This window comes from Sphaerobacter sp., assembly GCF_019683595.1.
Lineage (GTDB): Bacteria > Chloroflexota > Chloroflexia > Thermomicrobiales > Thermomicrobiaceae > Sphaerobacter.
Window position 1 is genome coordinate 1 of sequence record NZ_JADGHZ010000099.1, and the last position, 12,968, is coordinate 12,968.

The following is a 12,968-nucleotide window of genomic DNA, read 5'->3' on the forward strand; positions in this document are numbered from 1 at the left end:
CGGCGCCGAGACGCTGAAGCGCTTCTCGATGGAGCTGGGTGGGAAGTCGCCCGTCATCGTCTTCGCCGACGCCGACCTGGACCGCGCGCTCGACGCCGCCATCTTCGGCGTCTTTTCCCTCAACGGCGAGCGCTGCACCGCCGGTACCCGCCTCTTCCTGGAGCGCCCGATCTACGACGACTTCGTGAGCCGCCTGATCGAGCGCGTGCGCCGGATCCGCGTCGGCGACCCGCTCGACCCGTCAACCGAGGTCGGCCCGCTCATCCACCGGCGGCACCTGAAGCGCGTCATGGGCTACCTCGACATCGCCCGGGAGGAGGGCGCCACCATCGCCGTCGGCGGCCGGCGGCCGGACCAGCCCGACCTGGCCGACGGCAACTACCTGGAGCCGACGGTGATCGTCGACGTCCGCAACGAGATGCGCGTGGCCCAGGAGGAGATCTTCGGCCCGGTCCTGACCGTGATCCCGTTTGAGGACGAGGCCGAGGTCCTGCGCATGGCCAACGACGTCCGCTACGGCCTGGCCGCCTACCTCTGGACGTCGGACGTCAGCCGCGCCACGCGGCTCGCGCCCGAGATCGAGTCCGGCATGGTCTGGGTGAACTCCCAGAACGTCCGCGACCTGCGGACCCCGTTCGGGGGCATGAAGGAGAGCGGCATCGGCCGCGAGGGCGGACGTTACTCCTTCGAGTTCTACACCGAAACGAAGACGATCCACGTGGCGCTCGGGCAGCATCGCATCCCGAAGTTCGGGGCGACGCCCTGAGCGCGGACGGAATCCATCGAGAACGACGGTGTGCGTATGCACCTAGCGGCAGCGGAGGGACAACGATGGGGGCTCGGACCGGTGCGGAGTATCTCCAAGGACTGAGGGAGCGCCCTCGCGAGGTCTGGATCCACGGGGAGCGGGTGATCGGTGACATCACCGAGCATCCCGCCTTCAAGAACGTGACCCGCAGCCTCGCGGCGCTCTACGACATGCAACACGACCCGGAGCTGCGCGAGGAGATGACGTACGTCTCGCCGACCACCGGCGAGCGCGTCGGGATGTCGTTCCTTCAGCCGCGCTCGCGCGAGGACCTCGCCCGGCGGCGGATCATGATGAAGCGCTGGGCCGACTACTCGGGCGGCATGATGGGCCGCACGCCCGACTACCTCAACGCGGGGCTGATGGCCATGGCCGCAGCCGCAGACTACTTCGGCCGCAACAACCCCGCGAACGCCGACCGCATCCGGCGCTACTACGAAGAGGTCCGTGAGCGGGACCTGGCGCTGACCCACACGCTCATCACTCCCCAGGTCAACCGCGCGGTCGGCCCGGCGAGGCAGTCCGACCCCTACATCGTCGCCCGCGTGGTGAAGGAGACCGACGCCGGGCTCGTGCTGCGCGGGGCGCGCATGCTGGCTACGCTCGGCCCAATCGCCGACGAGATCGAAGTCTTCCCCTCGACCGTGCTCCGCGGCACGGAGGAGGACCGTCCCTACACCTTCGCCTTCGCCATCCCGTGCGACACACCCGGGCTGAAGTTCATCTGCCGTGAGTCGTTCGACATCGGCCGCTCGCACTTCGACCACCCGCTCGGCTCCCGGTTCGAGGAGATGGACGCCGTGGTCGTCTTCGACGACGTGCTGGTGCCGTGGGAGCGGGTCTTCCTCTACGGCGACGTCGAGCTGGCCAACGGCGTCTTCGCCGAGACGAACGCCGTGGTCCACATGGCCCATCAGGTGGTGGTCAAGAACGTCGCCAAGGCCGAGTTCATCTTCGGGATCGCCGCCCTGATCGCCGACCGGATCGGCATCGACCAGTTCCAGCACGTCCAGGAGAAGCTGGCGGAGATCATCATCGACCTGGAGGCGATGCGCGCGTTCCTGCGCGCCAGCGAGGCCGACGCCACGGTCGACCAGTGGGGCCTGATGACCCCCGCATGGGGCCCGCTCAATGCCGCCCGCAACCTCTTCCCGCGCCTCTACCCGCGCATGATCGAGATCATCCAGATCCTCGGCGCGAGCGGCCTGATGGCGCTCCCGACCGAGGCCGACATGCGCAGCCCGGCGCGGGCCATGATCGACCGCTACCTGCAGGGCCGCAACACCGACGCGTACGAGCGGGTGAAGCTGTTCCGCCTGGCCTGGGACGCCGCGCTCAGCTCCTTCGGCTCGCGCCAGGTGCTCTACGAGCGCTTCTTCTTCGGCGACCCGGTGCGCATGGCCGGCGCGCTCTACACGAGCTACAACAAGGAGCCCTACAAGGAGCGCGTGCAAGCCTTCCTCGACCGAGTCGAGCAGGAGGAGCCGGCGCGGCAGTGAGCCTGCTCACGCCCGCCGCAACCCGGCGCAGCGGTGCTGAGAGGAGAGGTCAATGGGAGCATCGACGCCGCCAACGCCAGCCTTCACCATCCTGAAGACGGGGCACGTCGAGATCCGGGTGACCGACCTGGAGCGGGCGTGCGCCTTCTACGACGGACTCCTCGGCTTCGTCGAGACCGAGCGCGACGGCAACCGCGTCTATTTCCGCTGCCTGGAGGACTGGGAGCACCACAGCCTGATCCTGACCCAGTCCGACGCGCCGGGACTGGGCCACATCGCCTACCGCGTGGCGAGCGAGAGCGACCTGGAGGCGCTGCACCGGCTCGCCACGGAGCGGGGGCTGCCGGCGCGCTGGGTCGAGCCGGGCGAGGAGCGGGGCCAGGGCCGCGCGCTGCGTATCCAGGACCCGCTCGGCTTCCCGGTCGAGTTCTACCACGCGGTCGAGCGCGTCCCGCGGATGCTCCAGCGCTTCCACGAGTACCGCGGGCCGCACGTGATGCGCGTCGATCACGTGAACCTCCAGGTGCCCGACGTCGACGCCGGCACGGCCTGGTACCGCGACACCCTCGGCTTCCACTGCTCGGAGTACACCGAGACGGAGGAGACCCCGCCCCGGCTCTGGGCCATCTGGCTCCACCGCAAGCAGAACGTCCACGACGTGGCGCTCATGACCGGCCCCGGCCCGCGTCTGCACCACGTCGGGTTCTGGCTGCCCGAGTCGGCCAACGTGCTGCGCGCTGCCGACATCCTGTCCGCCGCCGGGTACGAGGCGTCCATCGAGCGCGGCCCCGGCCGCCACGGCATCTCGAACGCGATGTTCCTCTATCTGCGCGACCCGGACGGCAACCGGGTGGAGCTCTACACCTGCGACTATCTGATCGCCGACCCGGACTTCGAGCCGATCCGTTGGCGCTTGAACGACCCCAAACGCCAGACCTACTGGGGTCACGCCGCGCCCGCGAGCTGGTTCAACGACGCCGCCCTCGTCGCCACCTTCGACGGCGACGGCTACATGCCGATCCAGTCGCCGCAAATGGCCGACCGGCCAAGCTACGTGGGGCATTGACGGCTCCAACACCGCGGCATGGGCCCGGGGTTCGTGGCGTTCGGGTTCCACCGCCCGGCCCGTGCCCGGGGATGCGTGATGTAGGGACCCGCACCGCGGCACAGTCAGTGCCGCGGGATGGGTGGTGTGAAGATCCCACCGCGCGGCACGTGCCCGGGGCTAAAGCCGCCGGGCTGACAAGGAAAGCCCGCTCAAGCGGGCTATTTGGAGTCTGGCGGCATCAGCCGCGCGCCGGGATTGGTGCCGCACCGGCGGCGGGACACGGACGTGGTGGCGCGAAGGATCCCCGCGCCGTGATCCCGTTCCGGGGTGGGTGGTGCAAAGGATCCCGCACCCCAGCATGTGCCCGGGGCGAAAGCCGCCGGTCACGGGCCGACCGGCGGACACCCTATCACCGGGGTGTCAGTCCTGATCTGCCCCAGCCGGCTTCAGCCGGCTTTTTGTTGTGAGCCCGGCGGCTTTAGCCCCGGGCCCCAAACCACGGCGCGGGGTACCTCCCACCACCCATCCCGGGGCACGTACCTCGACGCGGCGACCTGCCCGCCACCCATCCCGGCGACGGTCGGCAGCCGCCCGAGCCGGCGGAGGCGGGCGGGAGACGGCGCGGCTGGTATGCAGGATTAATTCGTCAAACTCCTTTACCCCCGGGCACATGCCGGGCGGTGTGATCCGCTCACCAACCCATCGGCTCACCGTCCTCAGCCGGCTTTCGTTGTCAGCCCGGGGTTCACCCCCGGGCACGGGCCACCACCGGCACCCGTTCACGCACGGGCCTGGGATCGGGATCGACCCTGGGTGCTAGCCACCACCGCCACCCGTCCACGCACGGACCCGGCACCGGAGGCACACCCCGGGCTCCGATCGGCGCCAACACGTGTTGCCGTCAAACGGTTTGCGGCGGTTGTGGTGACCACGCGGGGGTAGCCACCGGGCTACCCCCGCATCTCCCGCATCGGAACGATCTCGACGCCTGCCGCCTCCAGCCGCTGGCGGACGCGGCGGGCGACCTCGCCGGAGTTCGGCGCGTCGCCGTGGATGCAGAGCGTCTTGACGTCCATCGGCAGCGTGGTGCCGTCGATGGTGTTCACGGTCTTTTGGGTCGCGATCTGCACCGCACGGTTGGCGACCTCGTCCGGATCCCAGGCCTGCTTGCTGCGCTCCAGCACGAGCCCGCCCTGGGCGTTGTAGTTGAGATCGATGTACCCCTCGGGCATGTAGGGCACGCCGTGAGCCGCCGCGGCCTTGGGCGCCACGTCGCCCATCATCACCAGGATCACGTCGTCGCCGAGCGCCTTGACCGCGCGCGCCAGGGCGTCGGCGTACTCGGGGTTCTGGGCGCACATGACGTAGAAGGCGCCGTGCGGCTTGACGTGCTGCAGACGCCCCCCGGCGGCCTCGGCGAAGGCCGCCAGCGCACCCGCCTGGTAGAGCGTGTAGTCGTAGATCTCTTGCGGGCTGACCTCCATGCGCCGCCGGCCGAAGCCCAGCAGGTCGGGCAGCGCCACGTGGGCGCCGATCCCGACGCCATGCTGCACCGCAAGGGCGACCGTCTCCCGCATCACCGCCGGGTCACCGCCGTGCCAGCCGCAGGCGATGTTGGCCGAGGTGATGACGGTCATCAGCTCGGCGTCGTTCCCGATGGTGTAGCGGCCGAAGCTCTCGCCCATGTCGGAGTTGATGTCCATGCGGATCGCCATGGCTCAGACCCCTTCCAGGCTCTCCTCACTGATGAGTTGATTCATCTGCTGGACCAGTTCGGCAGCCTGGGCGATGTCGACCTCTTTGAAGCGGAGCTTGTCCCAGCCAGGCACCATCTGTCCCAGCTTCCACATCGCGCCCATGGCCACCACCGCGCAGCAGACGAAGCCGCCGAGCGTCGGGCCGTCGACCGTGAGGATGATCGGCTGGTCCCCGGCGACGTTCACCGCGCCGACCGGATAGCCGTTGTCGAGGATGTTCGAGGGGTGCCCGCCCGCGACGCCGCCGGTCTTGCGCGCCCACTGCCACTGGTGGATGTCCAACCGGTAGCCGGTGCGGTTGGAGTTCCGGTCCAGCGTCCAGGCGTGGCTGAAGAAGAACTCCATGTCCTCGGTGGTGAAGTAGTCAGGGTCCGCCTGCGGCCCACGCACCGCTTCGACGACCCACTCGCTCGTGTAGGTCGGGACCAGGGACGGCTTGACCCGTCGCCCGGGGGTTGCGTTCCCGGTATTCCCCAGCGGCAACTGATCGCCCTCCTTGAGGGCGCGCCCCTCGTAACCGCCGATCTCGCCCGGCGCGTAGGTGGCGCGGCTGCCGAGTACGACCGGCACGTCGATTCCGCCGCTCACCGCAACGTAGGAGCGGAACCCCGGGCCGTTCAGCCAGCCGAGCGTGAGCGTGTCGCCCGCCTTCACCTCGTAGGAGCGCCAGAGTTCGATCGGCTCTCCGTTGATCCGCGGCTGCATGTCGGCGCCGCAGACCGCCACGACCCGGTTATCGGTGAAGGCGAACTCGGCGCCTCCGGCGGTCACCTCCAGGCCGGCTGCGCCCGGGTCGTTGCCGACCAGCAGGTTGGCCATGCGGAAGGCCAGATCGTCCATCGGCCCGGCCGGGAAGATGCCTTGGTCGAGCAGCCCGACCCGGCCGGGGTAGTCCTGCACCGTTGTCTCAATCCCACCGCTCTTGACCTCGAGCATGGGCTCCACCTCCGTGATGCGTACTCCGTCATGCGTGCTTCGTCATGCGTCATGCGTTCCCCGTGTTCCGTGTTGCGTGTTCCGTCGCAGACCCAGCGGGCGATCCAGCGAGGAACAGTGAAGACGGAGCAGGCATCGCTCCTGACGTATGACGCCTGACGTATGACGCACCCCTCTACGGCACCGGCGTCCGCTGCGCGGCTTCCTCCTGGCGACGGCGGAAGGCTTCGGCCTCCTCGCGCGTCTCCTCGAGGAAGCGCAGGTACTCCCCGACGTCGAAGGTCGCGTCGTGGTCGATCTGGTATTCGTACGTCCCGTTGTAGACCGCTTCGCGGATCTCGATCAGCTCCTCGTCGCTGACGCGCGGGCCGAAGGTGACCCGGTCGCCCGGACGCAGCAGGATCGGGTTCTCGGCGAAGGCGGCGTTGCGCTGCTTCGGATCATAGATCGGGATCGTGCGCCCGAAGAGCTGGTAGCCGCCGGCCGACGCCACCGGGTAGATCGCCAGGCACGGCCCGGCGATGCCGACGGCACCCTCCGGCGTCCAGGGCCGCGTCGGGTTGTACTTGGGCAGGACGATGGCGTAGCGCCGGTCGAGCGGGTAGAGGAACGGCAGGCCCGGGAAAAAGCCGATGGCCGCGCTCCACCACTCGGTGGCCATCACGTACTCCATCAGCTCCTCGGCGTCGCGCAGCCCGTTGTACATCGCCCCGTACTCGAGGTTGTTGCCGTTGATGATATTGGGGGCGTCCTTACGGATGTGCTCGACGTAGCGGGCGATGTCGGCACGCGTCCACCGGTCGTTGAAGGCGATCGGCAGTGAGATGCGGCGGCTCGGGATCGTGAGCGTCTCGAACGGCGGGAGTTGCTCGTAGAGATCCTCGACCGCCTGGATCAGGCGATCCGGCTTCAGTCGCGTGCTGTCGTAGTGGATCAGGATGCTGCGGATCGCCGGCACCGTCTCGATCAACCCGTCGAGCCCGTGGTCTTTGAGCGCCTGGTTCAGCCCCAGGACGCGGAAGCTCATCGTCAGGTCGAACTCCATGTCGCCGAACTCGACGAGCATGAAGCGGTCGCCGGCCTGGCGATAGACGATCTTCGGCCGTCCCTCGCGGGCCGGGACGGTCGCCAGGATCACACCGCTGGTCTGGCCGTCATGCTGAGCCACGGCTCCCTCCTTCCGGCTTCACCGGTCGTGTGCGCCTGCCTAGTCGCCCAGCACCAGCAGGTCCTGGCCGACGCGGATCGGCTCCTCATTCTCCACGAGGAAGCGGACCACGACGCCGCCGCTGTCCGCCTTGATCTCGTGGAAGGACTTCATCACGCCGACGAGCCCGATCGTCGTCCCGGCCTCGATGCGGTCGCCTTCCTTGACATACGGTTCCGACTCCGGGTTCGGTCGCCGGTAGAAGACCCCCGGCAGGGGGGACTTGATGGTGCGCTCTTGCGCCACGCAGGTCTCCCTTCCTGTTCTGGCGCTGGCCGGCGGGTCCGTCCGCCGGCCAGCGACACGATCGGCCGCTCGTAGGAGCGGGTTCCAATTCACCTCTCAATCGGTGATCGTACCAATGGCCCGCAGGATGCGCTCGGGCGACAGCGGCAGCTCCTCGACCTTCGGGGTAAACGGGGCCAGCGCGTCGAGCACCGCCCCGGCCACCGCAGCCGGAGAGGCCATCAGGCCGCCCTCGCCCATGCCCTTGATACCCTGCACCGTCACCGGCGAGGGCGTTTCCAGGTGCTCGACCTGGATCGGCGGCACCTCGGTCGCGGTCGGCAGCAGGTAGTCCATGAAGGTGCCGGTCAGCAATTGCCCCTGGTCGTCGTAGACCAGGTGCTCGTAGAGCGTGCCGCCGATCCCCTGCGCCACCGCGCCGTGGATCTGCCCGTCGACGATCATCGGGTTGAGCACCGTGCCGCAGTCCTCGACCGACACGACCCGGTCGAGGCGCACCTGCCCTGTCTCCGGATCGACCTCGGCCACGACGACGATGCACCCGTTGGAGTAGGTCGCCTTGGGATCGTAGAAGCGCGTGGCGGTCAGGGTCGGATCCTCCCCCTCGGCCCGAACGCTGTTGACGAAGTAGGACGACACGGCGACCTCAGCCAGGGTGACCGAGCGGTCGGGCGACCCCTGCACCGAGACCTTGCCGTCGGCGAGCACCAGGTCGGCCGGGTCGGCCTCGAGCATCCGGCCCGCGATCTTCAGGATCTTCTCGCGCACCTCCTGGGCCGCCAGCGTGACGGCGCCGCCGCCGATCACGGCGCTGCGTGAGGCATAGGTCCCCATACCCCAGGGCGTCGCGGCCGTGTCGCCGAAGACCACGGTGACGTCCGCCAGGTCAACGCCGAGGATGTCGGCCGCGACCTGCGCCAGCGTCGTCTCGTGGCCCTGCCCGTGGCTGTGCGTCGTCACCGCCACCGTCACCTTGCCGCTCGGCTCGATGCTGACCCGGGCGTTGTCGTGGGACGGGAAGGGGAAGCCGACCTGCAGGGCGATTTCCGAGCCCCAGGCCGTCGGTTCCACATAGGGGCTGATGCCGATACCCAGGTAGCGACCCTGCGCGCGCAGCTCCGCCTGCCGCGCCCGCAGCTCGTCATAGCCGACGGTTTGGAGCGCGAGATCGAGGGACTTAACGTAACTCCCGCTGTCGTAGACCTGACCGCTGCAGGTCGTGTAGGGGAGCTCGTCCTCGTGGATCATGTTCTTGCGGCGGAACTCGACCGGGTCCATGCCCAGCTCGCGGGCGATCTCGTCGAAGAACAGCTCGCGAGCGGTGTGGCCGGCGGTCCAGCCGACCGCCCGGAAGGCGCCGACCGGGGTCTTGTTGGTCACGACCGCCACGACGCGCGCCTCGTAGTTGGCGACCCGGTAGAGCCCGGGCATCATCAGCGCCGCCGCCTGCGGCTCGACCAGCGCGCTGGCGGTGTTGAACGAGTAGCCGCCGCCGTCGCCGATGCAGGTCGCGCGGAGGCCGAGCAGCGTGCCGTCGTTCGTCAGCGCCGCCTCCAACTCGATGATCTGCTCCTTGGCGTGCGTGGCGGACATCAGGTTCTCGCGCCGGTCCTCGATCCACTTGACCGGGCGCTGGAGGTGCCGCGCCAGGAAAGCGACGACGACTTCTTCGGGATAGAGCGTCATCTTCTGCCCGAAGCCGCCGCCGACCTCCGGGGTGATGACCCGGATCTTCTGCTCCGGAATGCCGAGGAAGCCGGCGAGCGAGAGGCGCAGCATGTGCGGCATCTGGGTCGAGGACCAGAAGGTCAGCTCCCCCAGCCCACGGTCGTACTGCCCGATGCAGCCGCGCGTCTCCATCGGCGAGGCCATGAAGCGGTTGGTGTGCAGCCGTTTCTTGAAGGTCCGGTCTGCCTGCTGGAAGGCGCTGTCCGGGTCCCCGAAGCGGTAGGTCTGGTCGTAGACGACGTTGCTGCCCAGGTCCTCGAAGAGGAGCGGCGCGCCCTCCGCCATGGCGGCCTCGGCATCGGTCACGGCCGGCAACGGCTCGTAATCGACCTGCACCAGCTCGGCCGCGTCCTCGGCCAGGTAGCGGTCCTCGGCGATCACGACCGCGACCGGCTCGCCGACGAACCGCACCTTGTCGCTCGCCAGGACCGTCTGCGGGGTCTTCTTCAGACCGTCCAGGGCGATCGGGTCCTGCAGCGGCGGGACCGAGGCCACGTCGGCGTGCGTCAGCACCGCGATCACGCCCGGCGCCGCAAGCGCCGCGCTCGCGTCGATCCCTTTAATGCGGGCGTGACCGTACGGAGAGCGGACGAAGGCGGCGTGCACCATCCGGGGCAGCGTGAGGTCGGCGACATAACGCGCGTCGCCGGTGAGGAAGCGGGGGTCTTCCACCCGCTTGACGCGGGCGCCGATCCATTTCCCTCGCGGGGTCGCCATCTGTACCATCGTCGACAGCCTCCCGTCCTACTCCGCCGAGCCGGCGACCGACTTGACCGCCGCCACGATCCCCTGATAGCCGGTGCAGCGACAGATGTTGCCGGAGAGCCCCTCGCGGATCTCGTCCTCGGTCGGGTTCGGGTTCTCCTGGAGGAGCGCGTAGGAGGACATCAGGAAGCCCGGCGTGCAGAACCCGCACTGCAGCGCATGATTCTCCCAGAACGCCTGCTGCAGCTTGTGGAACTGCCCGTTCTGCGCCAGGCCCTCAACCGTCATGATCTCGGCGCCGTCCGCCTGGACCGCGAAGATCAGGCAGGAGCGCACAGCCTCGCCGTTGAGCAGGACCGTGCAGGCGCCACACACGCCGTGCTCACAGCCCAGCTTGGTGCCGGTCAGTTCGGCATCCTCGCGGATGAAATCGGCCAGCGTTTTCCGGGGCTCGACCTCGGCCTCCACGCGAACCCCGTTGATGGTCAGCGCGATCGCGCGCTTCATGGCAGTGGCCCCCTTCTTGTCTCGTCGCCCACTAACCGCTCGCCTGCGCGCGCTCGCGCGCCTCGCGCAGGGCCCGTCCCACGAGCACCCCGGCAACATGGCGCCGGTACGCCGCGGAGGCATGCACGTCGGACGGCGGGTCGACCAGCGCCGCACGCGCGGCCTCGGCCGCCGCTGCGATCCGGTCGTCGTCCGGCCGCTCGCCGCGCAACACCTGCTCAGCCTCCGGTACCCGCACCGGCCGGTCGGCCACGCCGAACAGCGCGACCCGCACGTCGCTGGCAGCGCCCTGGTCATCGAGCGTCAACGTCGCCACCGCCCCCGCCAGAGCGAAGTCGCCGAAGCGCCGGGCCACCTCCACGATCGACCATCCCGTACGCGGCGGGAGCGCGGGGAAGCGCGCTTCCTTCAAGACCTCACCGGGCGCCAGATCGACCGTCAGGTACGAGACGAAGAAGTCATCGGCCGCGACGACCCGCTCCCCGTTCGGGCCGGTGACGACCATCTCCGCGCCGAGCGCGACCGCGACCGCCGGCAACTCGGCCGCTGGGTCGGCATGCGCCAGCGACCCGACCACGGTGCCCCGGTTCCGCACGGCGGGGTGCCCGATCAGCCGAATCGCCGCGGCGATCAAGGGCTGGCGCGCGGCCACGTCGGCCGACCGCTCCACCGCACGCTGGCGGGCGAGTGCGCCAATCACCACGTGGCCGTTCTCGGCCCGCACATAGTCCAGCCCCGTGACTCGGTTCAGGTCCACCAGGGCGGCGGGCCGCGCCAGGCGCAGGTTCAGCATCGGCACGAGGCTCTGGCCTCCGGCGAGCACCTTCGCCTCATCCCCGTGCTGCGCCAGGAGCGCCACCGCCTCATCGAGCGTGGTCGGCGCGAAGTACTCAAAACTGGGTGGTTTCACCGGTAAACCTCCCTCCGCCGGTACCATGCCGGCCATCCCCACCCCGCGCGAACACCGCCGCGCGGGTTCCATGCCCGGCCCGAGCGGCCAGGCGCACTCGATGAGGATTGATGTCTTAGAACCCTTCCGTGGTTCGAAGGGCCGTCCCACTTAGCAAAAGGCACCACCCCGCCGTGGTCGTGGATACCGTAGGCAGCGCCGGATGGTCGTGAAGGACGCAATCGGTGTCAAGATATGCGTACCGTAGAGGGAATGGGAGGCGCTGTCAAGTACATTGGACGGGGAATTCGTGCCGGAATTGGCCGGGTGGCGCCACTCGGCACCGGGAGTTGATAAGATGCATCCCGCGCTGAGCCCGTGGACCGCTCGGCGCCGCCCTGTGGTGTGCGATGCGAGGAAGCGAGACGACATGCGAAAGGTACTGGTGGCCAATCGTGGAGAGATCGCGGTGCGGGTCATCCGCGCCTGCCGCGAGCTCGGTCTCCCCAGCGTCGCGGTGTATTCCGACGCCGATACCGACGCGCTGCACGTGCGCTACGCCGACGAGGCGGTCCACATCGGCCCGGCTCCAGCCCCGCGGAGCTATCTCAATGCCGAGGCGATCCTGGACGCTGCGCGCCAGACCGGCGCCGACGCCATCCACCCCGGCTACGGGTTCCTGGCGGAGAACGCGGACTTCGCCGCCGCGTGCGCCGAGGCGGGGATCACCTTCGTCGGCCCCTCCGCGGATGCTATCCGGCGGCTCGGCGACAAGGCCGCCGCACGCCGTATCGCCATTGACGCCGGCGTGCCGGTGGTGCCGGGCAGCGACGGGGTGGTGGATCCCGAACACGCCGCGGACGAGGCAGCACGCCTCGGTTACCCGGTGATGATCAAGGCCGCGGCCGGCGGTGGTGGACAGGGTATCCGCATCGTCGACCGGCCCGAGGACTTCGCGGAGGCGCTGGAGGCCGCGCAGCGCGAGGCCCGTGCCGCCTTCGGCAACGACGCCATCTACCTGGAGCGCCGCCTGATCCACCCGCGCCATATCGAGGTCCAGATCCTCGCCGACCACCACGGCACCGTCGTCCACCTCTTCGAGCGCGAGTGCTCCCTGCAACGGCGGCGCCAAAAGGTGCTGGAGGAGGCGCCGTCGCCGGCCCTCGACCCCGAGACCCGCGAGCAGATGACCGCCGCCGCGGTGCGGCTGGCCCAGGCCGTCGGCTACACCAACGCCGGCACCTTCGAGTTCCTGGTCGATCAGAACGGCTTCTACTTCATCGAGGCCAACACGCGCATCCAGGTGGAGCACCCGATCACCGAGGTGATCACCGGGATCGACCTCGTCAAGGCCCAGCTCCGCATCGCCGCCGGGGAACTGCTCTGGTTCCGGCAGGAGGACGTGCGCGTCTCCGGCTGGGCCATGGAATTCCGCATCAACGCCGAGGATCCCGACCTCCACTTCTTCCCGTCACCGGGCACGATCACGAAGCTGGCGCTGCCCGGCGGCCCGGGAGTCCGGCTGGACAGCGCCATCTACCCCGGCTACGAAGTGCCACCCTACTACGACTCCCTGGTCGCCAAGCTGATCACCTGGGGCGCCGACCGGGCCGAGGCGATCCAGCGCGGGCGCCGGGC

General features: G+C 69.3%; 11 protein-coding genes. 4 read left to right on the forward strand and 7 right to left on the reverse strand.

Translation table 11 applies throughout. The features are described from left to right. The 3 genes from IRZ30_RS11140 to hpaD form a co-directional block, all read left to right on the forward strand. A partial coding sequence (locus IRZ30_RS11140; protein ID WP_294085170.1) for an aldehyde dehydrogenase family protein occupies positions 1-766 on the forward strand: 766 nt, incomplete at its 5' end. Between the two features lie 65 nt (positions 767-831). Then, positions 832-2,307, forward strand: coding sequence for a 4-hydroxyphenylacetate 3-monooxygenase, oxygenase component (gene hpaB, locus IRZ30_RS11145; protein ID WP_294085171.1), 1,476 nt, complete (start codon positions 832-834; stop codon positions 2,305-2,307). Positions 2,308-2,359: 52 nt separating this feature from the next. Next, on the forward strand, positions 2,360-3,373 hold the full coding sequence (gene hpaD, locus IRZ30_RS11150) for a 3,4-dihydroxyphenylacetate 2,3-dioxygenase (protein ID WP_294085172.1): 1,014 nt from the start codon (positions 2,360-2,362) through the stop codon (positions 3,371-3,373). Between the two features lie 932 nt (positions 3,374-4,305). Here the strand turns inward: hpaD and IRZ30_RS11155 are convergent. The 7 genes from IRZ30_RS11155 to IRZ30_RS11185 all read right to left on the reverse strand — a co-directional run bounded on the left by IRZ30_RS11155 (position 4,306) and on the right by IRZ30_RS11185 (position 11,351). Continuing rightward, complete coding sequence (locus IRZ30_RS11155) at positions 4,306-5,070, reverse strand: 5-oxoprolinase subunit PxpA (RefSeq protein ID WP_294085173.1); 765 nt, start codon at positions 5,068-5,070, stop codon at positions 4,306-4,308. A 3-nt stretch (positions 5,071-5,073) separates the two neighbouring features. Further along, positions 5,074-6,048, reverse strand: coding sequence for a biotin-dependent carboxyltransferase family protein (locus IRZ30_RS11160; protein WP_294085174.1), 975 nt, complete (start codon positions 6,046-6,048; stop codon positions 5,074-5,076). Between the two features lie 175 nt (positions 6,049-6,223). After that, a complete protein-coding gene (locus tag IRZ30_RS11165) occupies positions 6,224-7,216 on the reverse strand; it encodes an allophanate hydrolase subunit 1 (protein ID WP_294085175.1) in 993 nt (330 codons plus the stop codon). A gap of 39 nt (positions 7,217-7,255) precedes the next feature. After that, positions 7,256-7,501 (reverse strand): acetyl-CoA carboxylase, encoded by a 246-nt coding sequence (locus IRZ30_RS11170; protein ID WP_294085176.1) that lies wholly within the window; start codon positions 7,499-7,501, stop codon positions 7,256-7,258. A 96-nt stretch (positions 7,502-7,597) separates the two neighbouring features. Continuing rightward, the gene (locus tag IRZ30_RS11175; RefSeq protein ID WP_294085178.1) at positions 7,598-9,955 is read right to left on the reverse strand and encodes a xanthine dehydrogenase family protein molybdopterin-binding subunit; all 2,358 of its coding nucleotides are present in this window, start codon (positions 9,953-9,955) and stop codon (positions 7,598-7,600) included. Between the two features lie 18 nt (positions 9,956-9,973). Next, positions 9,974-10,441 (reverse strand): (2Fe-2S)-binding protein, encoded by a 468-nt coding sequence (locus IRZ30_RS11180; protein WP_012873261.1) that lies wholly within the window; start codon positions 10,439-10,441, stop codon positions 9,974-9,976. Positions 10,442-10,472: 31 nt separating this feature from the next. Next, on the reverse strand, positions 10,473-11,351 hold the full coding sequence (locus IRZ30_RS11185; RefSeq protein ID WP_294085181.1) for a xanthine dehydrogenase family protein subunit M: 879 nt from the start codon (positions 11,349-11,351) through the stop codon (positions 10,473-10,475). Between the two features lie 409 nt (positions 11,352-11,760). Here IRZ30_RS11185 and IRZ30_RS11190 point away from each other — a divergent pair. Next, a partial coding sequence (locus IRZ30_RS11190) for an acetyl-CoA carboxylase biotin carboxylase subunit (protein WP_294085182.1) occupies positions 11,761-12,968 on the forward strand: 1,208 nt, incomplete at its 3' end.